This window comes from Marinobacter salsuginis (genome assembly GCF_009617755.1).
Classification (GTDB): Bacteria; Pseudomonadota; Gammaproteobacteria; order Pseudomonadales; family Oleiphilaceae; genus Marinobacter; species Marinobacter salsuginis.
The window spans coordinates 839,964-863,565 of the sequence record NZ_BGZH01000001.1 but is presented as its reverse complement, the minus strand read 5'-3'; the positions used below and the strand labels follow the sequence as shown (position 1 = coordinate 863,565).

The 23,602-nt window shown below is 57.7% G+C and carries 22 protein-coding genes; 9 read left to right on the top strand and 13 right to left on the bottom strand.

Annotation, left to right across the window (positions count from 1 at the left end; genetic code table 11):
* Positions 1–1,296, bottom strand: coding sequence for an imelysin family protein (locus GJU83_RS03915; protein WP_174805009.1), 1,296 nt, complete (start codon positions 1,294–1,296; stop codon positions 1–3).
* Positions 1,297–1,477: 181 nt separating this feature from the next.
* Between GJU83_RS03915 and GJU83_RS03910 the strand changes: the two genes are divergently transcribed.
* On the top strand, positions 1,478–2,317 hold the full coding sequence (locus tag GJU83_RS03910; RefSeq protein ID WP_153633756.1) for a 23S rRNA (adenine(2030)-N(6))-methyltransferase RlmJ: 840 nt from the start codon (positions 1,478–1,480) through the stop codon (positions 2,315–2,317).
* Between the two features lie 9 nt (positions 2,318–2,326).
* On the opposite strand, the gene GJU83_RS03905 is transcribed toward GJU83_RS03910, so the two are convergent.
* Positions 2,327–3,406, bottom strand: coding sequence for a TRAP transporter substrate-binding protein (locus tag GJU83_RS03905; RefSeq protein WP_153633755.1), 1,080 nt, complete (start codon positions 3,404–3,406; stop codon positions 2,327–2,329).
* 168 nt (positions 3,407–3,574) lie between these two features.
* On the opposite strand from GJU83_RS03905, the gene GJU83_RS03900 reads away from it, so the two are divergent.
* Together GJU83_RS03900 and GJU83_RS03895 are read left to right on the top strand one after the other, a co-directional pair.
* Complete coding sequence (locus tag GJU83_RS03900; RefSeq protein ID WP_136631599.1) at positions 3,575–4,480, top strand: DMT family transporter; 906 nt, start codon at positions 3,575–3,577, stop codon at positions 4,478–4,480.
* A 13-nt stretch (positions 4,481–4,493) separates the two neighbouring features.
* The gene (locus GJU83_RS03895) at positions 4,494–4,748 is read left to right on the top strand and encodes a GIY-YIG nuclease family protein (protein ID WP_083231791.1); all 255 of its coding nucleotides are present in this window, start codon (positions 4,494–4,496) and stop codon (positions 4,746–4,748) included.
* Here the strand turns inward: GJU83_RS03895 and GJU83_RS03890 are convergent.
* Positions 4,726–5,619, bottom strand: coding sequence for an alpha/beta hydrolase (locus tag GJU83_RS03890; protein WP_153633754.1), 894 nt, complete (start codon positions 5,617–5,619; stop codon positions 4,726–4,728). The genes GJU83_RS03895 and GJU83_RS03890 overlap by 23 nt on opposite strands.
* Positions 5,620–5,696: 77 nt before the next feature.
* On the opposite strand from GJU83_RS03890, the gene GJU83_RS03885 reads away from it, so the two are divergent.
* Positions 5,697–6,704, top strand: a complete 1,008-nt coding sequence (locus tag GJU83_RS03885; RefSeq protein ID WP_069182978.1) for an alpha/beta hydrolase — start codon at positions 5,697–5,699, stop codon at positions 6,702–6,704.
* A gap of 38 nt (positions 6,705–6,742) precedes the next feature.
* Positions 6,743–7,399: a YiaD family glycine zipper/OmpA-like lipoprotein gene (locus GJU83_RS03880; protein ID WP_153633753.1), complete on the top strand. Its 657-nt coding sequence runs from the start codon at positions 6,743–6,745 to the stop codon at positions 7,397–7,399.
* A 63-nt stretch (positions 7,400–7,462) separates the two neighbouring features.
* On the opposite strand, the gene serA is transcribed toward GJU83_RS03880, so the two are convergent.
* Positions 7,463–8,692 carry a phosphoglycerate dehydrogenase gene (gene serA / locus GJU83_RS03875; protein ID WP_069182980.1) on the bottom strand — a complete coding sequence of 410 codons (1,230 nt, stop codon included), beginning with the start codon at positions 8,690–8,692 and terminating at the stop codon, positions 7,463–7,465.
* Between the two features lie 190 nt (positions 8,693–8,882).
* Between serA and GJU83_RS03870 the strand changes: the two genes are divergently transcribed.
* Both GJU83_RS03870 and GJU83_RS03865 read left to right on the top strand, forming a co-directional pair.
* On the top strand, positions 8,883–10,286 hold the full coding sequence (locus GJU83_RS03870; RefSeq protein WP_153633752.1) for a D-2-hydroxyglutarate dehydrogenase: 1,404 nt from the start codon (positions 8,883–8,885) through the stop codon (positions 10,284–10,286).
* A complete protein-coding gene (locus GJU83_RS03865) occupies positions 10,286–10,963 on the top strand; it encodes an SIR2 family NAD-dependent protein deacylase (protein ID WP_136631593.1) in 678 nt (225 codons plus the stop codon). The genes GJU83_RS03870 and GJU83_RS03865 overlap by 1 nt, the downstream gene beginning before the upstream one ends.
* Before the next feature lie 18 nt (positions 10,964–10,981).
* Here GJU83_RS03865 and GJU83_RS03860 read toward each other — a convergent pair whose 3' ends face one another.
* The 5 genes from GJU83_RS03860 to GJU83_RS03840 all read right to left on the bottom strand — a co-directional run bounded on the left by GJU83_RS03860 (position 10,982) and on the right by GJU83_RS03840 (position 15,686).
* Positions 10,982–12,310 (bottom strand): ABC1 kinase family protein, encoded by a 1,329-nt coding sequence (locus GJU83_RS03860; protein ID WP_153633751.1) that lies wholly within the window; start codon positions 12,308–12,310, stop codon positions 10,982–10,984.
* Positions 12,311–12,359: 49 nt separating this feature from the next.
* Positions 12,360–13,022 (bottom strand): fumarylacetoacetate hydrolase family protein, encoded by a 663-nt coding sequence (locus GJU83_RS03855; protein WP_153633750.1) that lies wholly within the window; start codon positions 13,020–13,022, stop codon positions 12,360–12,362.
* A 23-nt stretch (positions 13,023–13,045) separates the two neighbouring features.
* A complete protein-coding gene (locus GJU83_RS03850) occupies positions 13,046–13,588 on the bottom strand; it encodes an adenine phosphoribosyltransferase (RefSeq protein WP_069182984.1) in 543 nt (180 codons plus the stop codon).
* 30 nt (positions 13,589–13,618) lie between these two features.
* The gene (locus GJU83_RS03845; RefSeq protein WP_153633749.1) at positions 13,619–14,917 is read right to left on the bottom strand and encodes an NCS2 family permease; all 1,299 of its coding nucleotides are present in this window, start codon (positions 14,915–14,917) and stop codon (positions 13,619–13,621) included.
* Positions 14,918–15,068: 151 nt separating this feature from the next.
* The gene (locus tag GJU83_RS03840) at positions 15,069–15,686 is read right to left on the bottom strand and encodes a trimeric intracellular cation channel family protein (RefSeq protein ID WP_153633748.1); all 618 of its coding nucleotides are present in this window, start codon (positions 15,684–15,686) and stop codon (positions 15,069–15,071) included.
* A 192-nt stretch (positions 15,687–15,878) separates the two neighbouring features.
* On the opposite strand from GJU83_RS03840, the gene GJU83_RS03835 reads away from it, so the two are divergent.
* Both GJU83_RS03835 and GJU83_RS03830 read left to right on the top strand, forming a co-directional pair.
* The gene (locus tag GJU83_RS03835; RefSeq protein ID WP_153633747.1) at positions 15,879–16,445 is read left to right on the top strand and encodes a BLUF domain-containing protein; all 567 of its coding nucleotides are present in this window, start codon (positions 15,879–15,881) and stop codon (positions 16,443–16,445) included.
* A 144-nt stretch (positions 16,446–16,589) separates the two neighbouring features.
* A complete protein-coding gene (locus GJU83_RS03830; protein ID WP_153633746.1) occupies positions 16,590–17,570 on the top strand; it encodes an NADPH:quinone oxidoreductase family protein in 981 nt (326 codons plus the stop codon).
* Between the two features lie 347 nt (positions 17,571–17,917).
* Here the strand turns inward: GJU83_RS03830 and GJU83_RS03825 are convergent, their stop codons facing one another.
* The 4 genes from GJU83_RS03825 to GJU83_RS03810 form a co-directional block, all read right to left on the bottom strand.
* The gene (locus tag GJU83_RS03825) at positions 17,918–19,744 is read right to left on the bottom strand and encodes a long-chain-acyl-CoA synthetase (RefSeq protein WP_153633745.1); all 1,827 of its coding nucleotides are present in this window, start codon (positions 19,742–19,744) and stop codon (positions 17,918–17,920) included.
* Positions 19,745–19,807: 63 nt separating this feature from the next.
* Positions 19,808–20,635, bottom strand: coding sequence for an SDR family oxidoreductase (locus GJU83_RS03820; RefSeq protein WP_153633744.1), 828 nt, complete (start codon positions 20,633–20,635; stop codon positions 19,808–19,810).
* Positions 20,632–22,602, bottom strand: coding sequence for an acetyl/propionyl/methylcrotonyl-CoA carboxylase subunit alpha (locus GJU83_RS03815; protein WP_153633743.1), 1,971 nt, complete (start codon positions 22,600–22,602; stop codon positions 20,632–20,634). Before GJU83_RS03815 ends, GJU83_RS03820 begins: the two co-directional genes overlap by 4 nt.
* 152 nt (positions 22,603–22,754) lie before the next feature.
* The gene (locus tag GJU83_RS03810) at positions 22,755–23,576 is read right to left on the bottom strand and encodes an enoyl-CoA hydratase/isomerase family protein (protein WP_153633742.1); all 822 of its coding nucleotides are present in this window, start codon (positions 23,574–23,576) and stop codon (positions 22,755–22,757) included.
* Positions 23,577–23,602: the final 26 nt, after the last annotated feature.

Here is a 23,602-nt window from a genome sequence, read left to right as displayed (position 1 = left end):
TCAGAACGCGTGACCGGCGTCATCCGGAGACAGGGCTTCGATGCCAAGGTCCCGCGCAGCCTGCTCAATGGATCCGGTCTGGGCGACCAGCGCCATGATCGCGCCGTTGACGATCCGGGTACCTTCGGCGTTCCCCGGTGCGATCATGGTATCGAATACCATGGGGTTCTCGCTGCTCTCTGCACGAGCCTTCATCAGGGCGAGGGCTTCCATGGACGCATCCAACTGGTTGTTCAGGCGCGCATCCAGTTCAGGGTTGCTCTGCTGAACAAGGTCAGACAGAGAGGGTCCAGTCACCAGGCTGCCGTCGACACGACGGTAGGTGCCGGTATAGACATTCTGGATGCCCTGGCCGTTGTAGTAATGGGAATTGTGGGTATTGTCGCTGAAGCAGTCGTGCTCATCTTCGTAGGAGTTGGCCTCCAGGGCAACCTTCATCCGTTCACCGGCCAGTTCACCCAGGGACAGGGAGCCCATTCCGAACAGCATTTTCTGAACACCTTCATTGGCGTCGGCGGCAGTCAGCTGGGCGCGATAATTGTCGTTGGCACCGGGTGCCCACTGGGCCACCATCCACTCCAGATCTGAGACCAGAAGGTCGGTTACCGCGTCCAGGTATTCCCCGCGACGTTCACAATTGCCATTGGTGCAATCAGCGCCCTCGGCGTAATCCGTAACCGGGCGCTCACCGGCGCCGCTTTCGAAACCATGCAGATCCTGGCCCCAGAGCAAAAATTCAACTGCATGGTAGCCGGTAGCCACGTTGGCTTCAGATCCGCCTACTTCGTTCAGATCGGCCAGGAGTGCAGGGGAAAGAGAGGCCACATTCAATGTTTCACCGCCCACATTGATGCTTTTGCTCGCGATGATATTGGCGGTGGCCCCGGAGTTGCCCAACTCGTGCTGGTAGCCGTCAGCCTTGACGTAATCGATCAGGCCCTCATCCAGCGGCCAGGCGTTCAGTTGTCCTTCCCAGTCATCGACAATAGCGTTGCCAAACCGGAATACTTCAGTTTGCTGGTAGGGGATTCGCGCGGCGAGCCAGGCTTCTTTTGCGGCTGCAAGGTTCTCTTCGGTCGGGTTGGCAATCAGCCGATCGGTAGCGTCGTCCAGCGCGCGGGCGGTAATCAGGGCATCTTCATAGTTGGCGTGAGCAAGGTCGGCATAGTGTTCAACTACGGAAGCCTTGGTAGCGGGTTCTGGCTTCTCTGAGGCCCAGGGAGTATAAGCGCATCCCGCAGTTAGCATGGCGGCCACTGTCAGCGCCAGTGGGGCCGGACGAAACATGGATTTCATTCCTTTCTCCAGTTTTGGTAATCGTGGTGAAAATGAGAAAAATTAGCGTTCACGATTATGGTTGCCGACTGATGAAAAGGCAAGCGGGAATAGGGGGTGTGACCATGATGCGTGTCGGGTCTCTTGCTCTTGGCAACTGTGATCGGGCTTAATGGCTCCGTTACCAGGGAGCTATTTTTGTATGTTGAGCTATCTACACGCCTTCCACGCCGGCAACTTTGCCGATGTCCAGAAACACAGTTCACTGGCGCTTGCCCTTGCGATGATGCAGTCGAAAACATCCGGCATTGCCTGTTTCGACACCCACGCCGGCAGCGCCATATACGATTTGCGCAGTGAGCGAGCCCGAAAGACAGGAGAGGCTGATTACGGCGTTCAAAAGGTATGGAGCGGAAGAGATAGGCTAAGGTCCGGGGATTGGAAGCCGTTTCTGGACGTGCTGGCAGGATTCAATGCCGGTGATGGAGAGCTCTCTGTTTACCCGGGGTCTCCGGTGTGGTACCGGCATTTTCTACGGCCCGCGGATGCGCTGACGTTGTTCGAACTCCATCCATCCGAGAGCGAACAGCTGGCGGGATGGGCCGCCGAAGCCCCCGTCCGCGTGCTCAAACAGGATGGCCTGGCCGGCCTTCTGAAGCAGCTGCCACCGAAACAGCCACGGTTGCTCACGCTCATTGATCCTTCTTACGAGATCAAATCGGATTACATTGAGGTTGCTGAAACTCTTGGCAAAGCATGGCAGAAATGCCGTCACGGGGTTTATCTTATCTGGTATCCGATACTGACGAGCGGATTGCAGCAGCAGCTGAAAGACGCTGTCGGGCGTACCGGCGTGCGCAAGGTGCTGTGCAGCGAGGTGCATCTCAGAAAGCCGCCGGAGCGGGGTATGGTCGGATCGGGCATGCTGGTGGTGAATCCGCCCTGGGGCTTTGATTCCCGTTTATCGGCGATGATGAGTGATGTAGCCGGGCCAGATGTTCTGAATCTGACCCATGATATTGGATGGCTGGTGCCGGAATAGTCCGGCAGTCTACTCCGGCTTATTGGCGTCCAGCTCTTCGATCAGTTGTTGCAAACGCTCGAAAATACGCTGGCCGCTCTCGCCGGTGCGTTCCAGATAGAGGTCACGCACAGGCATGCTGGCTTGCCGAAATGCCTCCCGCTCTGCATCTGTCAGGCGGACAACTTTCAGGTGTCCTTCTTCCAACATTTTTTCCAGCCGGGTCTGATTCAGTTCCTCCTGGGTCTCCCAGGCAATCTGCGCAACATCGTTGAGACCGTTATCAAGCCATTGTTGCTGGTTTTCCGGCAACGCGTTGTACCAATCAAGATTCGAGACCACGGAGGCAACGAACTGTGCCGGCCGGGCAAGCGTCATGGTGCTCTGCACTTCATAGAAATCCATTTCCTCGATGGCAAAAACGGGATTGCTCTGGCCATCGATCTTACGTAGCTGAAGGTTGCTGTAGACCTGTGAATAGGGGATCTGACTCGGTTCGGCGCCATAGGCTCGAAAGGCTTCCTCGGCCATGTCGGATGTCATGGTGCGTATCCGCTGGCCATTGAAATCGTCCGGTGTGCGCAGCGCCTTGTTGGCCGTCCAGGCCATCCAGCCCTCTGGCACGAAGCCAAGCAGTTTCATGTTCTGGTCGGCATAGGGCTGTTCAAACAGATTAAGGAGTTCCGGACTCGCCAGAAGCTGTCGGGTCACCTCAGCGTCGTCCGGCAGAACATAGTGCAGAGTGAAAAGGCCCACTTCCGGGATGGTGTTGGCCAGGTGCCCGGGAGAGGCGAAGGCAAGACTGACCGAACCGTTCTTGACGAGTTCGGTGAGCTGCGCCGAGGTGCCGAGAGAGCCGTAGGGAAAGATATCGACTTCAATCTTGCCTTCAGAACGTTCTTCTATGCGTTCTTTCAGGGCTTCGGCATAGGCGTGTTGAACGCTACCCTCGATTTCTTCCAGGGCGAAGCGCCAGGTGACGGGGTATTCGGGCGCTTCCGGTGCCTTGGCGGCCTCCGGCCCATGGTCGGTTTGGCTGTCTGAGCAGCCGGCCAGCGCAATGACCAAGGCGATGCTTAATGGCCAGAACCTGATACGGGCAGCGGGCATAACGGGGCTCCAGTTTTCTCAATCCTTTTCGACATTGGTAGACAAGGTAACACAAGAATGCGCCCCGCCGTGGGTAACAGGGTTCGATTGCATTACACTGTCGGCCAGACGATCCCGCGGGTAGAGGAGAAAATCGATGGAGTTCCAGTGGCTGGCAGGAGGCCGTGAATGAAAAACCAGAAGCAGGCGATGCTTTATGGCCTGGGCACGGTGCTATTGTGGTCAACAGTGGCAACCGCTTTCAAGCTGTCGCTCAGGGAGCTGGCGCCCGTTCAGATGCTGTTGATTGCCTGCAGTGCGTCTGTGGTCGTCATGGCCGTCATTCTGATGCTGCAGGGGCGCTGGCATCTGGTGTTTTCTCTCAGTCGCAAACAGTACGCCCAGTCGTTCGGCATGGGGCTGATCAATCCCTGCCTGTACTATTTTTTGTTGTTCGGGGCGTTTGACAGGTTGCCGGCCCAGGAAGCGCAACCGCTGAATTACACCTGGGCGCTGGTATTGGCCTACATGTCGGTGCCTTTTCTTGGGCACCGGCTGCGCAAGCTCGATATTGTGGCGGGCCTGATCTGTTACGCCGGCGTAGTGGTCATTGCCACCCGTGGAGCGGTGACTTCGCTGAGTTTCGAGGATCCTCTGGGTGTATCTCTCGCCCTCGGCAGTACCGTGGTCTGGGCGTCCTACTGGATTATTGCCACCCGGGATACCCGCGATCCGGTGGTTGGCCTGTTCCTGAATTTTCTGTGTGGGCTCCCGGTGATTCTGCTGATTTGCTGGTGGACGGAAGGTCTGGACTTTGCCTCGGGAACGTCGCTCGCCGCTGCGGTTTACGTTGGTGTGTTTGAGATGGGTATTGCCTTTGTGCTCTGGTCCTACGCCATGAAAAAGGCAGAGAACACGTCGAAAGTCAGCAATCTGATTTTCATCTCTCCTTTCCTGTCACTGGTGTTCATCTATTTCATTCTGGGGGAGCATATTCTGCCCTCCACCTACATTGGCCTGGTTCTTATCATGATGGGGCTCTGGATCCAGCAGAAAAAAGTCAAAGACAGGGAAGAGGCGTTAAATCTTGGCTAGCTGGTTTGTCTACATGGTTCGAACCGCCAGTGGAGCGCTCTACACCGGAATCACGACCGACGTTGAACGACGTTTCCGGGAGCATCAGGCGGGCGCGCCCAGGGGCGCCCGTAGTCTGAGGGGAAAGGGACCATTGGAACTGGTCTTCAGCGCCGCCGCTGGCGACAGAAGCCAGGCTTCCCGTCTGGAGTGGCACATCAAGCAGTGGCCCCGGCTAAGGAAAGAGGCCCTTGCCCGGGGTGAACTCAGCCTGCCAGATGACGTTTGATGTGTTCGCCAGCGGTTTCCATCGCCTTTGTGGCCCTGTCGAGCTGACCGCTGTGCACCTGAAAAACGTGCCAGAGGCTGTTGTATATCTCCAGGCGGGTTTCCACATCCTGACGGTTCGCCGCTTCAGCCAGCCGCTCGGCATCATTCAACAGAATCTCCTGGCTACCCACCTGGATCAGCAGGGGCGGCAGGCCGCTCAGGTCGCCGAATACCGGTGAGATAAGCGGATTGCTCAGGGACTCCTTTCCGGCATAGAGCTTTGCTGCCTTACTGGTCCAGCTTGGCTGGAGTACCGGCTCACATTCGGGTTCATAGAGCTGCTCCTGAGTGAGGTCTACCCAGGGTGAAAATACGGTTAGCGATGCCGGGAGGGGCTGCTGCTTGTCGCGTAGCCGCATGGCCAGGGTAACGGCGAGGCCGCCGCCGGCGGAATCCCCGGCGACAGCGATCTGCTCCGGCTTTAGGCCCTGCTCCAGCAGGCCGTTCCAGCAAGCTTCCGCATCGTCCAGAGCTGCGGGGAAGGGGAATTCGGGTGCCAGCCGGTAATCAGGCGTAACAATGCTGCAATTGCTGGTTTTGGCCAGGTGCCCGGTTATGCCGCGGTGGGTACTCGAAGAACCGATGATATAGCCACCGCCGTGCAGATAGAGAACAGCGCCGGGCGGCTTGATGCTGAAACTGGTTCGGGTAACGGGAATACCGCCAACCGTGGTGGCTTCGAATTTTGCACCCTTGGGCGGTATCGAACTCCTGTAAGCCTGGCGCACAATGCGTCGCTGAAGCGGAACCGGCACCGTCGGGTTGAGAACCGGTCTTACCAGCCGGTTCATGGTCTGGCGCAACGCACTCTCCAGAAGGTGTTGCAACATCTGTGTCTTTCCCCTGCTATGGGTTAGGATTGGAGGCCAAAATTTATAATCTATTCATGACAGGCGTTTAACTCTACGTGTACTGGAAAACAGATACCATAGAAATACCGGATTGGGACAGGCACTCGCTTCTGGACAGGCTCGAACCCTTCGATCCGGCCTGCGCGCGGGATCTCAGCGACGAAATGGTCGCCTACTGCCGCTTTTACGGTCTGGATCTCTGGGTGGAGCACCCGGACGTTGCCTACCATCAGGGTTACGTAAACGCATGTGATCACGAGGTCATGGTGCATTATTTCCGGTTGCCGGAGCAGGCAGGTGAACGCGGTACAGTGTTTATTATGCATGGCTACTTCGATCATGTTGGACTGTACAGCCAGTTGATTGACCGCTGTCTGGGCGCCGGCTTTGATGTGCTGGCTTATGATCAACCGGGACATGGTCTTTCCAGCGGCACGCCGGCGGCGATTGGAAGTTTTCTCGAATACCAGGGTGTCTTGACAGATGTGATGGCCAAGGTCAGAGACAAGGTACGCCAGCCCTGGTTTGCGGTGGGCCAGAGCACCGGTGGCGCGATCCTGATCGACTATCTGTTGTCCAATCAGCACAATCAGCAGACCTCGGATTTTCGGAAAGTAGTGCTGCTGGCGCCACTGGTAAGGCCGGCGGGCTGGTTAGGAGCCAAGGTACTCCATAGCATCGCCAAACCGTTCATTTCCCGCTGGCGCCGGGTGTTTGCGGAGAACAGCGGTAATAGCCGTTTTCTGAGGTTTCTGCGTGAACACGATCCGCTCCAGGCCAGGGCGGTACACGTAGATTGGGTGAGTGCGTTGCGAAAGTGGGTGCCCCATATCGAATCGGCCCGGCCTGTCGACTTTCCCGTGACCGTCGTGCAAGGTGAAAAGGACCTGACAGTCGATTGGCAACATAATTTGCGCATTATCCGGAATAAATTTTCGGCGGTGGAGGAACTGAAAATCCCTGACGGACGTCATCATCTTGTGAACGAAGCTCAGGATTTACAGGCAACCGTATTCAATACCATCATTGATACATTCACGAATTCGGCAGAAAGGACCCGTTGAATCGGGTTTGCTGAAGAAACCAGGCACAGGAGAAAGCTGTGAAGAAGACGATTCTTGCATTTACAGTGGCAACGTTTGGTCTTGGTGGTTGTATGACCTATGACCCGTACACCGGCGAAGAGAAAACGTCGAATGCGACCAAGGGCAGCATTATTGGCGCGATTGGCGGTGCGGCCATCGGTGCCGCAACTTCAAGTAAGAGTGATCGGGGAAAAGGCGCCCTGATTGGCGCGGCCAGTGGCGCTGCTATCGGCGGTGGCGTTGGTTACTACATGGATAAGCAGGAAGCCGAGCTGCGTCGCAAGCTGGAGGGTTCCGGTGTTCGCGTAGTGCGTAACGGCGACGAGATCGAACTGATCATGCCGGGCAACATCACCTTTGATCTGAATGAATCGACGATCAAGCCTTCATTCAGCGGCACTCTCGAGTCAGTTGCCCTGGTGCTGAAGGAATTCGACAAAACGATTATTCAGATTGAAGGCCATACCGACAGCTCTGGTTCGGACAGCTACAACCAGCTGCTCAGTGAGCGTCGCGCCTCCTCAGTACGTGACTTCCTGCTGAATCAGGGCATTGAGCCCAAGCGTACCCGTGCTGTGGGGTATGGTGAGCGCTACCCTGTGGCCTCCAACGATACCCCGGCCGGTCGTGAGCAGAACCGTCGCGTTGAGCTGACGCTGGTGCCCATGCAGTAAGTCGCTGTTCTAAGGCCATAAAAAACCGGAGCAAATGCTCCGGTTTTTGTCTCAGGCCATGAATCAGAACAGGACGCGGCAGCGAATCGTTCCCTTCACTTTGAGCAGCTTTTCCAGCGCCAGCTCGCCGTATTCTTTGTTCACATCCACAACCACGTAACCAATGTCTTCCTTGGTTTGCAGGTACTGACCGCAGACGTTGATGCCGTTCTCCGAGAATACCTGGTTGATTTCGGACATCACGCCCGGCACGTTCTCGTGGATGTGCAGCAGGCGGTGCTGGTTGGGGTGTGACGGCAGCGCCACTTCCGGGAAGTTCACGGACGAAACAGACGTGCCGTTGTCGCTGTACATGGCCAGTTTTTCCGCCACTTCCCGACCGATGTTCTCCTGGGCTTCGATGGTGGAGCCGCCCACGTGCGGGGTCAGGATCACGTTATCGAATTCCCGTAGCGGAGACACAAACTCCTCATCGTTGGATTTGGGTTCCACCGGGAATACGTCGATGGCGGCGCCCAGCAGTTTGCCACTGCGCAGAGCGTCGGCCAGGGCATCAATGTCGACAACCGTGCCACGGGAGGCATTCATCAGAATGCTGCCGGGCTTCATCTGGGCAAACTGCTCGGCCTTGAACATGTACTTGGTGGCCGGTGTTTCCGGCACGTGCAGGCTGACCACGTCGGCAATGTTGAGCAGCTCCTGGAGCGTGCCCACCTGAGTGGCGTTACCGATCGACAGCTTTGACACTACATCGTAGAAATACACATCCATGCCCAGGCCCTCGGCCAGGACACTGAACTGGGTGCCGATGTTGCCGTAGCCGATGATGCCCAGCTTCTTGCCGCGGATTTCGTAGCTGTCCTTGGCGGACTTCAGCCATTCGCCGCGATGGGCTTTGGCGTTTTTCTCTGGAACACCACGCAGGAGCAGAATGGCCTGGGCCAGAACCAGTTCGGCAACGCTCCGGGTGTTGGAGAAGGGCGCGTTGAATACGGCAATGCCGCGCCGGGTGGCTGCCTGGAGATCCACCTGGTTGGTACCGATACAGAAACAACCCACGGCCACCAGCTTGTTGGCGGCTTCAAATACTTTCTCTGTCAGCTGGGTGCGCGAGCGGATACCGATGAAGTGCGCATCGGCAATTTTCTCAATCAGCTCTTCCTCGGCCAGCGAGTGAGACAGGTACTCGATGTTGGTATAGCCCGCAGCGTTCAGGGTATCAATGGCAGATTGATGGACGCCTTCCAGCAGCAGGATACGGATTTTGCTCTTCTCAAGAGACGTATTTGACATGGGCTTGCTTCCGAACCTTTCGTCACGTGAAATGACCTGTGGCCAGTGATCGTCGGGGCTGGCTCACAGAACAGGGCCGGTATGATACCATAAACGCAGATTTTCACAGCGCGCCGGTTTGCCTGAATCAACTGTCTGTGACTCCTGTTGCAGGATGCTCCGGCCGAAACCTGACGAGACCGAATAGCCCATGAATTCTGAACAGATCATTGCTTCCCTCAAAGACCTGATGGCTACTGGCGATGCACCCGGCAAGGTGCTGACCGACCCGGCAGATCTGGATACCTATGGCAAGGACTGGACCAAGATCTACCCACCCAAACCTTTGGCGATTGCCTTGCCCAAGACCACAGAGCAGGTGCAGGCGCTGGTGAAGTTCGCAAACGAGAATCAGGTGGCGTTGGTGCCTTCCGGCGGCCGGACAGGTCTGAGTGCCGGTGCCGTGGCCGCCAATGGTGAAGTGGTTGTGGCGTTCGACAACATGAACCAGATCCTGGATTTCAACGCCAGTGATCGAGTGGTTCGCTGTCAGGCGGGCGTTGTGACCGAGCAGCTCCAGAATTTTGCTGAAGAAAATGACCTTTATTACCCGGTAGATTTTGCCTCTGCCGGTTCCAGCCAACTGGGGGGCAACCTCTCGACGAACGCGGGCGGCATAAAGGTGATCCGTTATGGCATGAGCCGGGACTGGGTGGCCGGGCTCAAGGTAGTCACTGGCAAGGGCGATATCCTGGATCTGAACAAGGACCTGGAAAAAAACAATACCGGCTACGATTTGCGTCATCTGTTTATTGGTGCTGAGGGGACACTGGGCGTTATCACGGAAGCGACCATGAAGCTGTCCCGCAAGCCGGATAACCTGACCGTACTGGTGTTGGGGTTGAACGACCTGACCAACACCATGGACGTGCTGCAGACTTTCCAGAAAAAGATCGACCTCACCGCCTATGAGTTTTTCTCTCATCAGGCCATGGGGCACGTGCTGGCCCATGGCCAGGTGCAGGCGCCGTTCGAAACCGAGGCGCCTTACTACGCTTTGCTGGAGTTCGAGTCTGTCTCCGACCAGGTGATGGACGACGCCATGACCCTGTTTGAGCAATGTGTGGAGAACGGCTGGGTGCTCGATGGTGTGGTCAGCCAGAGCGAAACTCAGGCCCAGAATCTGTGGCAGTTGCGCGAGCGCATCTCCGAATCCATCGCGCCCCGCACGCCCTACAAGAATGACATCTCCGTGGTGGTCTCCAAGGTGCCGGGTTTCCTGCAGGAAATCGACGCCGTGGTTACCGAGCACTATCCGGATTTCGAGATTATCTGGTTCGGGCACATCGGCGATGGCAACCTGCACCTCAATATCCTCAAGCCGGAAGATATGGCCAACGAGGACTTTTTCGAAAAGTGCCAGCAGGTTAACAAATGGGTGTTCGAGATTGTCGAGCGCTACCAGGGCAGTGTGTCAGCCGAGCACGGTGTGGGTATGACCAAGAAGCCCTATCTTCAATACACACGCAGTGAGGCGGAGATTGCTTACCTGAGAGGTATTAAAAAGGTATTCGATCCCAACGGCATCATGAACCCCGGCAAGATTTTCGACTGATGCAGGACCACATCGTTGTACTGACAGGCGCAGGTATCAGCGCCGAGAGCGGCCTCTCCACATTCCGTGACAACGGCGGGCTGTGGGAGCAGCACAGTGTGTACGATGTGGCCACGCCCGAGGCGTTTGCCCGGAATCAGGAGCTGGTGCTGAGGTTCTACAACGACCGCCGGCGCCAGCTGGAATCCGCCCAGCCCAACCAGGCCCATCGCCTGCTGGCAGAGCTGGAAAAGCGGTACCGGGTAACGGTGATCACCCAGAACGTGGACGATCTCCACGAACGGGGTGGCGCCAGCAACGTCATTCATCTTCACGGCGAGCTCACCAAGGCCCGTAGTTCAAGGTATCCGGAGCTGGTTTACGACATTGGTTATCGTGATATCAATCCGGGCGACACCTGTGACCGCGGCGCCCAGCTTCGCCCCCACATCGTCTGGTTCGGTGAGGAAGTTCCCATGTTGGAAAAGGCCGCCGACATTGTGCGCACCGCCGATCATCTGTTGATCGTAGGGACGTCGCTCCAGGTCTATCCGGCCGCGGGGCTGGTGTATGAGGTGGACATGGACGTGCCCATCACGGTCGTCGACCCGGGAGAGCCCGCTTCGGTGTCCCGTGCCCGGGTCATTCGCAAGGGGGCTGCCGAGGGTGTGGCCGAGTGGGTTGATAGCCTGAAGTGACCCTCCGTTTCTCGCGCCTCATCCTCGGGCAGAGGTCTCTGAGGCTTTAAGGTATTTCTCGAGCTCTGACCGAAATGCCGCCTGAACCCCCAGCCTTTTCAGCATCCAGTAATGACCGGCAATCATTCGGTCAATGAAAATGCTCTCTACGGGTGGTTTGAAATAGTCCAGGTATTTAAACACTGTGCTGGTTTTTTCAGCGACGCGTTTGTGAATGTCGGCTTCCGCGAAATCGTAGGGCTGGTCGCGCTGCTCGAAAGGCACCACGAGTATGTCCCGCCACATGGCGTAGTAGGCTTCATCCACGGCTGGCTGGCTTCCCACCCGCGCGCCGAGGTCGATCAGGTAGCGGTCCAGGGCCTCATAGTCTTCATCAAGCGCGGCCACGAGGGCGTTGCGGTAGGCTTCGACGATCTCCGGCTTGAGTTTTTTCACGCAGCCGAAGTCGTACATGATGATGGAGCCGTCCGGTCGGTAGGCGAAGTTGCCGGCGTGGGGATCGCCGTGGATGCACTGGAACCGGAATAGCTGGTCCGCCATGAGGGTGAAGATGCGATGGCCGATCAGGTTGACGGTGTCCTGATCGTATTGCTCCCGGGTGACCTTGCTGACGTGATCGCCCTCGACCAGTTCCATGGTCAGCACCCGCCGGGTGGAATGGCCGGGAATGACCGCCGGGATCAGGACCCAGGGCTGTTGGTCGTGGAACTTGCGGAACAGCTCGATGTTCCGGGCCTCGTTTTCGTAATCCAGCTCTTCTTTCAGGCGTTCCCGGATTTCTGCGAACAGCTTGTCCACGGATTCCTTTGGCATTTTCAGCAGGCCGCCGAGTTTGAGCGTCATTCTCAGCTGTTTCAGGTCCGAGTCGCAGGATTCGTCTACGCCGGGATACTGGACCTTGACGATCACATCGGTGCCATCGTGCAGGCGGGCACGGTGCACCTGACCGATGGATGCGGCCGCGTAAGGCTTTTCCTGGAGGTACTCGAACAATTCGGAGACCGGCTTCCCGAGCTCGGATTCGATCTGCTCCACGATCACCTCGAACGGCATTGGTGGCGCTTCTTTCTGCAGCTTTTCCAGGGCTTCCGAGAATTCCCGGGGCAGAAAATCCTGCGTCTGGGAGGCAATCTGACCGACTTTCATCACGGCACCCTTGAGCTCCCCGAGGGTGTCGGCTATCTGCCCGGCCATGCGGGTATAGCTTTCACTCTGGGCGCCTTCGTCGTTCTCCGAGCGAAAAAGCCTGCGAGCGCGCTGACCCGCATACTGGCCTGCCACGGAAGCAGTCATGCCAGCGAGCTTGAAGAAGCGACCACGTCGGGAGGTAACCGGTTTCTTTGCCATAAATACCATTACGCCTTTGACCGGATTTGGGTTTAGCCGGTCCTGCACGTTAAACCACTTTGGTCTCCACGAACAGCAGGTCTTCCAGTTCAAGTGACAGGGTCTGGCCCGAGACCAACGGGCCAACGCCCTTTGGCGTACCCGTAAGCACGACATCGCCGGGAAGCAGGGTGAACTGGCCGCTGATGTGGGCAATTAACGGCACAATGGGATTCAGCATATCCCGGGTGTCACCGGTTTGCTGGCGGTGCCCGTCGATATCCAGGGTAAAGTGAATGTTGTCCACGGCGAGTTTGTCAGCCGAGATGAACGGTGACAGGGGACAGGCTCCATCGAACCCCTTGGCGCGCTCCCATGGCTGCCCTTTCTCTTTGAGCCGGGTTTGCAGATCACGGAGGGTCAGGTCCAGCGCCAGGCCATACCCGAGTATTGCGGCTTCGGCCTGGCTGGCGGATGCGTTGGTCAGAGGGCGGCCAATGAGAACGGCCAGTTCGGTTTCATAGTGGACCTCCCCCTGGTCTGCCGGAATTCTCAGGGGGCGGGTGATATGGACGGCCGAGGTGGAGGGTTTGATGAACAGCAGGGGCTCGTCGGGCACCGGATTGTTCAGTTCCTTTGCATGCTCCGCGTAGTTGCGGCCAACACAGACGATCTTGCCTAACGGCAGGTGAATCGAAGTGCCGTCTTTCCAGTGATGTTGGTAATCCGGCATGGCTGCCCCCTGTCCACGTTCGGTTAATCCCCTTCAAACGAGCAGACAGTATAAACCTGAAGACCCTCTTCCTGAAGCTTGCGGGAGCCGCCGAGATCCGGGAGATCAATCATGGCGGCCACTTCCACAATTTCGGCGCCGATCCTGCGGATCAGCCGGGCCGCGGCCAGCATGGTGCCGCCGGTGGCAATCAGGTCGTCCACTAATACCACATTATCGCCCGGCTTGAAGGCATCTTTGTGCAGTTCGACGGAGGCGGTGCCGTACTCAAGCTCGTAGTCTTCCACCAGGGTATCGAAGGGAAGCTTGCCCTTCTTTCGCACCAGTACCAGGGACGCGTTGAGCTCGTAGGCCAGTGCTGAGCCGATGATGAAACCGCGCGCGTCCACAGCTGCCACCGCATCAATCTTGTGGCCGTGATAGCGGTGTACGAAGGCATCAATCAGCTTCCGGAATGCAGTCTTGTCCTGCAGTACCGTGGTGATATCACGAAAGGCTACGCCGGGCTTTGGCCAGTCCGGCACCGTACGAATCGCCTTTTTGATGCTCTCAGAAAAATAATCCATAAACGTTCCGGTAAATGCTCTGGATGCGGATCAGGCCGCATCCAGGAAAATGAATTTCAGAACAAAGACGACAGCAATAATAACAACGCTGGCGTTCAAATCCGCCCAGCGGCCGCTCAGAGCCTTCAGGATGGCGTAGGTAATGAACCCGAGGGCAATGCCGTTTGCGATGGAGAACGTCAGCGGCATCATCAGGGCTGTGACCACAGCCGGAGCCGCGTCGGTAACGTCATCCCAGTCAACCAGTTTGAGGCCGCTGGCCATCAGAACCGCAACGTAGAGTAGTGCCGGAGCGGTTGCGTAGGCGGGAATGATGCTGGCAATGGGCGACAGCAGCAAACACGCCAGGAACAGTGCGGCAACAACCGCAGCGGTCAGGCCGGTACGCCCGCCAGCGGAAATACCCGCCGTTGATTCGATGTAGCTGGTGGTGGTCGAGGTGCCGAGGGCAGCACCGGACATGGTGGCGACCGAATCGGACATCAGGGCCCGGCCCAGGCGCGGCAGCTTGCCGTCCTTGTCCAGCAGTCCGCCACGCTGGGCAGCGCCTATGAGCGTGCCGGAGGTGTCGAACAGGTCAACGAACAGGAACGCAAAAATAACGCTGATCATGCCCACGTTCAGGGCACCGGCCAGATCCAGCTGCATGAAAGTGGGAGCCAGGCTGGGCGGCGCGGAAACAAAGCCTTTGTATTCCACCATCCCCAGCGCCATGGCAACGCCGGTAACCGCGATGATACCAATCATGACAGCGCCGGTTACCTGACGGAACGACAGTGCGCAGATGAGCACGAAGCCGCCAAAGAACAGCAGGCTTTCGGCAACCTTCACTTCACCAAGGCCAACCAGAGTTGCAGGGTGATCCACCACAATACCGGCGTTCTTGAGCGCAATCAGGGCCAAAAAGAAACCAATGCCGGCAGAAATGCCGAACCGCAAGGACATCGGGATGCTGTTAATGATCCATTCACGGACCTTGAAAATGCTCAGCAGGAAAAACAGGAAGCCGGAAATGAACACCGCCCCCAGCGCCACCTGCCAGCTGTAGCCCATGCTGCCAACGACCGTAAAGGAGAAGAAGGCATTCAGTCCCATACCCGGCGCCAGGGCGATGGGGTAGTTGGCCCACAATCCCATGATCAGGGTGCCGATAACGGCTGCAAGGCAGGTAGCAACGAAGACAGCCCCGAAATCCATGCCGGTAGACGACAGGATGCTCGGGTTGACCACAATGATGTACGCCATGGTCAGGAAGGTGGTAATGCCCGCAACCACTTCTTTACGAACGGTGGTGCCGTGGGCCTGGAGTTGGAACAGTCGTTCAAGCATGACGGGTGTCTGCCTCACAGGATGCTAAAAGTTAGTATTTGGGATTCTGGTCTGAGCGGAATTCGTGGATTGCGTGAAAAAACGGCAATATTACCGACTCATGCGCCTCAGGCCAAGGGATGATTGACAGTTCGTCAAGCAGCCGATGGGGCTAGCTGTTGTTAGGATCCCGCTGGAGCCGGATATCAAACCGCACGGCCAGCATGCGCACGATCACGATGAAAAGCAGTCCGATGGTCAGAGGCAGGGCCTCGTTGTCCAGGAACCACTGGCAGACGAAATACAGCCAGCAACCGGCAAACGAAATGGATGCGTAGATCTGGTCTTTGCGGAAAATGTAGGGCACTTCGTTGCACAGAGTGTCTCGCAGTGCGCCGCCAAAGGTACCGGTCATGACGCCGAGAAGAGACGCTACAAACCACGAGTGTCCCAGGTCGAGGGCCAGTTGGGCGCCCAGAATGGAAAAAACTCCCAGTCCGATGGCGTCCGGAAAGACGATTCTGGACTCCCGAAGCCGCTCCGCCCGTTTCCAGTAACTGAAGACAATTGCCATCGCCAGAATCAGCATGGGCTGTTCCTCATGCTTGATCCAGTAGAGCGGGTGGTTGTCCATGATCAGGTCCCGAAGGGTACCGCCACCTAGCGCCGTGATAAATCCGATGGTAAACACGCCCACAGGATCCATATTCTTGGAGCGCGCCACGATCATGCCGGAAATCGCGAAGGCGACGATTCCTATCATTTCAAGTACGTAGATGATGTCGAGCATGGCGAAACCCGGGAGAGGCGGAGAATGGCCTGATGGCCTGGTTTTGAGCGCCGAGGATAGCGGAAAAAGCGCCTCCTTTCATCTACGGATCGGGCCTGTCAGGTTTGTGGCCACCCGGAACTGTGATCCATAACGACACGTTCAGACGTATCTTGGATTCATCTTACGTCTATCCTGTTGTACGGAGTTGCTATGTCCTTGATGCGTCTGGCCTATGCCAGTGAAGCCACGTTCGAAGCCAAGCCGGTGGAAAAAGGTGTAGAGCCACACGTTGCGCGAATCCTGATGACCTCCCGAAAAAACAACGCCAGAGACCAACTGGTGGGTGGTCTTTATTACGGCAATGACCGCTTTTTCCAGTATCTGGAAGGAGATGAAGATGCGGTGCGCAGGACCTTCGATCGCATTCTGAAGGATGAGCGGCATAAGAATGTCGTGACCCTCATCGAAGAGCCGCTCACAAGCCGGACCTTTAGCAACTGGTCTATGAAGTATGTGCCTCTCTCCCGGGATGTCCGGAACTTCCTCGATGAGCAGGGTCTGGAATCCTTCGAGCCGTCCTCTTTCACATCGGATCAGTGCGAGAAAATGATCGAGCTAATACGCAATTCCAGCCAGAATCAGAATCTGGTCAACCGGGACAACAATCAATCCGTTGGCGACGCCCCCCAAGTGTTGTCGTCCGGAATGAAAATGGGCCTGATCGTGGCTGGTCTGGTGCTGGTGGGGGCTCTGGTGATTGGCGGGACCATGCTCTGATGGAAATGCTGTAAAAATAAGCCTTGCTTATGCGGTTGGATAAAAGAACTTTATTTGCTTCATGATAAGACTCTGTTTAGCTTGACGGATAACAATCACAGGCGTGCACTGCCTGGAGCCCGATCAAACAAAAATGGAGAGTTCATGAAAGCCATCCTCTGCAAGGAATATGGACCGGCTGAGACGCTGGTCATCGAAGATGTTCCCAGTCCTGAGGTGAAAGGCCGAGGCGTAAAAGTCCGCGTAAAAGCCGCCGGCCTGAATTTCCCCGACACCCTCATTATTGAAAACAAATACCAGTTGAAGCCGAGCCTTCCGTTTTCGCCCGGTGGTGAAATGGCTGGTGAGGTTATCGAAGTTGGTGACAAAGTCACGCGCTTCAAGGTAGGGGACCGTGTCGCGGGCCTGACCGGTTATGGCGCTTTTGCAGAAGAAGTCATCGTGCCGGAGCAGAACCTGCTGCCCGTTCCCGATGGCATGTCAGACGAGAAGGCCGCCGCCTTCACTATGGTCTACGGCACTTCCTATTACGCCCTGAAACAGCGAGGCAACCTCCAGCCTGGCGAAACGCTGCTCGTTCTTGGCGCCAGTGGTGGCGTTGGCCTCGCCACGGTCGAACTGGGCAAGGCCATGGGCGCCAAGGTCATCGCAGCGGCCAGTTCTGCCGAGAAGCTGGCTGTGGCCAAAGAGGCCGGCGCCGACGAGCTGATAAACTACACCGAAGAGCCTCTCAAAGATGCGGTAAAGAAGCTCACCCACAGCAAGGGCGTGGACGTGATCTACGACCCGGTCGGCGGTGACTTTACCGAACAGGCCCTTCGCGCCATGGGGTGGAACGGCCGCCACCTGATCATCGGCTTTGCTGCCGGTGATATACCGAAAATCCCCGCCAATCTGACGCTCCTGAAAGGCTGCTCCGTGGTTGGCGTGTTCTGGGGCAGCTTCACCCAGCGCGAGCCGGAGGCGAGCGCGCAGAACATGATGGAGCTGATGAAGCTCTATGCCGAAGGCAAGATCGATCCGAAGATCAGCGCCGTCTACGACTTCGAGGATTACGCCTCTGCACTTGGGGCCCTTACTGAACGCAAGGCGACTGGCAAGGTTGTACTTAAAGTCGGCTCCTGAGTTTTATCGTAGCCTGAAAGCTTTGGGAGGTTGCCGGTTGGAGGCACTTCCCAAAAACCGCTACGAGCACATCCATGTGCGCTTGGCGTCGGCCATCCATGGCCGCCGACATTTTTGGGAAGTGCCTCCAACCAGCAACTTCTGACACCAGTTATATCTCAGGTTGTGGAGACTATATCGCTGTAGCCCGTTGGTGAGGGTGGGTGCCTCCTCCCAAAAATGTAGAGGGCCAAGGACGGCCCGAAACAAGCGCACACGGACGTGCTTGTAGCGGTTTTTGGGAGGAGGCACCCACGCTCACCATTCCGCTAACACACAAGGCTAGGGCCCAGACAAAAGGCCAATCATCAAAACCGGACCGAAGCCGAGTCAATCTCCGAAACCAGCTTTGGCGTCAGCAAGGTATACTCGTCACTCCCGGTCAACCAGGCATAAACCTCCTCGTCGTCCCGGAGGGAATAGCCCAGCTTCTGGATATCCACTTTCCGGTACTTGAACGTACCGGTTTTCTCTATGGCACGGGTGACGCGCACGAACACCGGTACCGCATAGGCTGGCAAATTGTCCTGTAGATAGCGGAACAACCGATTTATATCGAAGGCCCGGCCGTTGCTCTGGGGCACGAGCGTCACCATCCCGGCCTTGCCGTTGGTGCCGGGGATCTCGACGCCGTAGACAATGGCTTCCTCTGCCATGCCGGAGCCGTCGATGATGTTCTCGACTTCCGTCGTGGAGACATTTTCGCCTTTCCAACGGAAGGTATCACCCATGCGGTCAACGAACTGCAGATGGCCGCAGCCGATTTCCTTCAGTACATCACCGGTGTTAAACCAGGCATCGCCTTTTTTGAATGCGTTGCGGAGGATGGATTTTTCCGTGGCCTCCTTCTGGGTGTAGCCTTCGAATGACCATTTCTTGGTGATCTCCCCGATCAACAGGCCGGGCGCACCTTTTGCCACTTCCTGCATCAAGCCTTTTTCGTTACGCACCGGGTCCCGCGTGCCTTCGTGGAACTTCACCAGCTTGTAAGGCGCCGTGGAGAAACCGACAGTGTTGTCCATGTTGAAGAAGTTGCTGAAGCCGATGTTGCCTTCGCTTGAGGCATAGAGTTCCGCCACGGTTTCTATGCCGAAGCGTTCCTTGAACTCTTTCCAGATGGATGGGCGCAGGCCGTTGCCGATCATTTTGGTGAGGCTGTGGTTGCGGTCCTGCTCGCCAGGCGGCTGGTTCAGCAGATAGCGGCAGAGTTCGCCGACATAACCGAAGGTGGTGGCATGGTAACGGCGCACATCGTCCCAGAAGGCGCTGGCAGAGAATTTACGGCGCAGGGCAATGGCCGAGCCGCCGGCCAACACTGAGCCCCAGCACACCAGCAGGGCGGTGCCATGGTAAAGGGGCAGGGTGCAGTAGAGAACGTCCTCTGGCTCCATGGCCAGCGACATCAGGCCGAATCCGCCGTAGGCCTTGATAAACTTCCTGTGCGAGCCCGGGGCCGCCTTGGGCAGTCCGGTGGTGCCGGAAGTAAACAGGTAAATGGCGTTGTCCCCCATTTTCGGGGGAGTGTTCACCACCGGACTATCGCTGTTGAAGGTGCTGACCTGCTCGGCCATGTTGGCGTAACCGGACGGGGCATCGCCAAAGGCGTTCAGGGTATTGGTGTCTGCCAGAAACTGGAAGGGCTGCGGGTGGTCAGTCTTGAGTTCTGCCTTGATACCGTCAAAGGCCTCCACCAGCTCTTCGCCCACAATTGTCATCTTCGGCTCAATCAGGTTAATGCTGTGTTCCAGCACCTTGCCTTTCTGGGAGGTATTGAGCATCGCGCACGCGACACCGAGCTTGGCTGCGCCGGCCACCACGGCCAGCAGTTCCGGCCGGTTTTCGAGGAATACCGCAATGGCATCGCCTTTGGTGAGTCCCTGTTCTTGCAGATAGCGCGCGATTCGATTGGCCCACGAATTCAGCTCGCCCCAGGTGATCGTTCGATCCTCGAACAGGATGGCCGGTCGATTGCCGAAGGATCGGGCGTTGTTTTCGATCAGCGTGCCCAGAGTGAGCTCTCGCTTCTCGTTCTTCAGGGAATAGTAATAAAGCCCCCGTGTGATCGACGGCAGGCGCCGAAGCACGCCGGGCAGGCTGCGGGCAATGTCCAGTGCGGATACGTTGTCTTGGCTCATGGTTTTTCCGTTGGTCCCTTTTATTGTGCGAGCTGAGAGCTTGTAACAACGCATGTCGCGGCCTCAGTCCAGAAACAGATCCGGCATCAGCGGCTTGTCGCCTGGCTCGTACCGGTAGTGCTCGAAGTCGGTCATACCGTCCTGCCTCAGCAGGTCTTCATCGATCAGGTTCTGGCCGGTCATGGTGTCAGGCGACCGGCCCAGGATGCTGACGGCGGCATCGGCCATAATGTCCGGCTTTCTGCCCTGGGCCATCAGTTGCGGACCGCCCACTTCGAACTCGATGGCCGCCGTGGCGATCAGGGTTTTCGGCCACAGGGTATTTACCGCTATGCCATATCGCTTGAATTCCTCGGCCATGCCCAGGCTCAGCATGGTCATGGCGTACTTCGTCGTGGTGTAGGGCCCATACTGGGCGAACCACCGGGTATTCAGGTTCAGAGGCGGCGACAGGCTCAGTATGTGGGCCTGGTCCGACTCTTTGAGCCAGGGCAGGGCCGCCTGGCTGCAGGCCATGACCGCCCGGGCATTGACCTGATGCATCAGGTCGTACCGGCTGACCTTGAGTTTCTCAACGCCGGTAAGTCGAATCGCGCCGGCGTTGTTCACCAGGGCGTCGATGCCACCAAAATGTTCGCCCGCTTCGTCGATGCGCTGGCGAATCTGTTTTTCGTCCCGCACATCCAAAACCAGTGGCAGTGCTTGGCCGCCGGCTTCGCGCACTTCCTCGGCCACCGTGTGAATGGTGCCAGGCAGCTTCGGGTGTGGAGTGTCCGATTTGGCGGCGATCACCACGTTGGCGCCCTGGCGGGCACAGGCGAGGGCAATCGCGCGGCCAATGCCCCGGCTGGCGCCCGTAATAAAAACGGTGCGGTTACGCAATTTACTCATGCGTTACTCTCCTGTTCGGCTGTCTCGCTGGCGCTGATTTCAACCAACAACTGACGGCGTTTGACCTGGTCGCCCTTGCCGGCATGAACCTCGCCCACAATGCCGTCTCGATCGGCTTTCACCGGATGCTCCATTTTCATGGCCTCCAGTATCACCAGCGTATCGCCCTGGCGAACGCTCTGGCCAGCCTCTACCAACACATCAATAATGGCGCCATCCATGGTTGCCTGGATTCTTCCACTGCCAGCGCCACCTGCGCCCTGCGCAGGCTGATGGGTAACATCCCGAACCGACCAGGATTGCCCGAACGCCTGCAAATATAAGGAATCGCCCTGGCGGTGATATTGGCAAGTCTGACGAACACCATTGTCGATAATGCACAACAGGCCATCCCGCTGGCTTTCAAGCACCAGAGTGTGTCGGGTTTCGCCCATGTTGAACGTCAACCGGTTACCGCTGCGGGTCACCAGTAACTCCACAGTGGCGTCGCCACTTTCGAGCTTGATTGGCGTCATGGTGGCCGGTGCATTGCTCCAGGCGCTCTGTCCGGCAATGCCATGGTCAAGCACGCAGGCGGCCAGCGCCAGTTGGCGTATATCCAGAGTCTGGGGCTGCAGGGATGGATCTTCGCTGAACGCCTGCTGCAGGAAGGCGGTGGTAGCCTCACCAGCCCCGAAGGTGTCGTCCGCGATAATCCGGCTCAGGAAATGTCGGTTGGTGGTCACGCCGAATACGGTGGTGTCCTCCAGGGCCCGGATCAGGCGGCGACGGGCTTCGTCCCGGTTCTGGCCCCAGGCAATGACTTTGGCCAGCATGGGGTCGTAGTGGGGTGTGATGCTGTCTCCGGAGCGAACGCCCGTATCGTATCGAAGGCCTTCTCCCTCTGCTGGTTCAAAGGCATACAGTGGTCCGGTCTCGGGGGTGAATCCGTGAGCGGGATCCTCCGCATAGAGCCGCACTTCAATGGCGTGGCCATTGAGCTGGATTTCGTCCTGGGTGAGTGGCAGCTCACGGCCTTCAGCAACGGTGAGCTGCCAGGCAACCAGGTCCTGGCCGGTAATCAGCTCGGTGACCGGGTGCTCTACCTGCAGGCGGGTGTTCATTTCCAGGAAGTAGAAGTTCCGATGTTTATCGACCAGGAACTCGACGGTGCCGGCGCCTTCGTAGTTACAGGCCAGCGCCGCTTTCACTGCGGCCTCGCCCATGGCCTGTCGCAGTTCGGGTGTGACAAAGGGAGAGGGCGCTTCTTCGACCACTTTCTGGTGCCGGCGCTGGACCGAGCAGTCCCGTTCGCCCAGGTAGACGGCGTTGCCGTGTCGGTCGGCGAACACCTGGATTTCCACGTGCCTGGGCTCAATCACGGCTTTTTCGAGGATCAATTCGTCGTCGCCGAAGGCTTGCTTGGATTCAGACCGGGCCCTTTTGATGTTGTCGGCCAGTTCGGATTCGCTCTCAACCAGGCGCATGCCGCGGCCACCGCCGCCGGCGGAAGCCTTGATCATCAGCGGATAGCCGATGTCTTTGGCGGCGGCGATCAGTTCGTCGTCGCTGGCATTGTTACCCTCGTAACCGGGCACAACGGGTACGCCGGCTTCCTGCATGGCGATTTTGGAGCGCCGTTTGCTGCCCATCAGTTCGATGGCCGAGGCGGGCGGACCAACGAACACCAGGCCGGCGTCTTTGCAGGCGTTGGCGAAGGTGGAGTTCTCGGAAAGGAAGCCGTAGCCGGGGTGGATGCAGTCAGCGCCGGTTTTGCGGGCGGCCTCGAGTATGGAATCGCTGTTCAGGTAGGAGGCGGACACCTGAGCCGGGCCAATGCAAACGGCTTCGTCAGCCAGTTCCACGTGCATGGCTTTGGCGTCGGCCTCGGAGTAGACGGCCACGGTGCGGTAACCCAGGGCTTTGGCAGTTTTGATGACACGAACTGCGATTTCGCCTCGGTTGGCTATTAACAGTTTCTTAAGCATGTTCTTGTTTTCCCCTGTGGAGTTCGCCGCGAGGCTGTGAGCCGTCTGGCTTCCAGAAAACCGCTACGAGCACATCCATGTGCGCTTGGCGTCGGCCATCCATGGCCGCCGACATTTTCTGGAAGCCAGACGTCTCCCAACCTCGCTCCGCATCATTCGGAGTCGCTTGCCCAGGCTGGTGGGCGTTTCTGCATGAAGGCCATGGTGCCTTCTGTTCCTTCGCTTCCCCGGATGGCTTCTGCAAATTTTTCAGCCGCGCTGTCGAGCAGACCGCTCATGGGTTCATGGCCAACCCTGTGTAGCAACGCTTTGGTTTCTGCCGTCGCGACCGGCGCGCAATGGCGAACACGATCCAGGGCGCTGGCCAGCATCTCTTCAAGTTCATCATCCGAAGATGCTGCCTGGTGAACGATTCCAAGACGGCTAGCCTCACTCGCATCGATTCTCAAACCTAGCAGTGCCAATCGGCGGGCCTGAGTCAGGCCGATTCGTTCAACCACAAAGGGTGCAATCTGAGCGGGAATCACGCCGAGTGAGGTTTCCGGCATGCCGAATTTCGCGCTTGGCCCGGCGATGGCGACGTCCGAAACGCACGCGAGGCCGAACCCACCGCCCATGACGGCGCCCTCGGTGACTGCAACAACGACTTTCGACGATTCGTTGACCTGCTGGATCATCTGACCAAAGGCCCGGTTCAGGCGATAGAACGGATCGGCCTCGCCTTCTGCAGCCTTTTGGCCCCGGGCGCTAGCCATATCCTTGATGTCGCCCCCGGCACAGAAATGACCACCGGCGCCCCGTATAACGACGGCACGTATGTGCAGGTCGTTTTCGATCTGGGTGAACACTGCCGACAGTTCCGCCACCATCTCGAGGCTCATGGCGTTGCGGACGTCCGGGCGGTTAATGGTGATGAACAGGGTAGGGCCCTGTTTCTCCAATAAAAGTGTTTCGCAATGTGGTAGCTGATCCATAACTGACTCCACGAAATTTGTCTGGG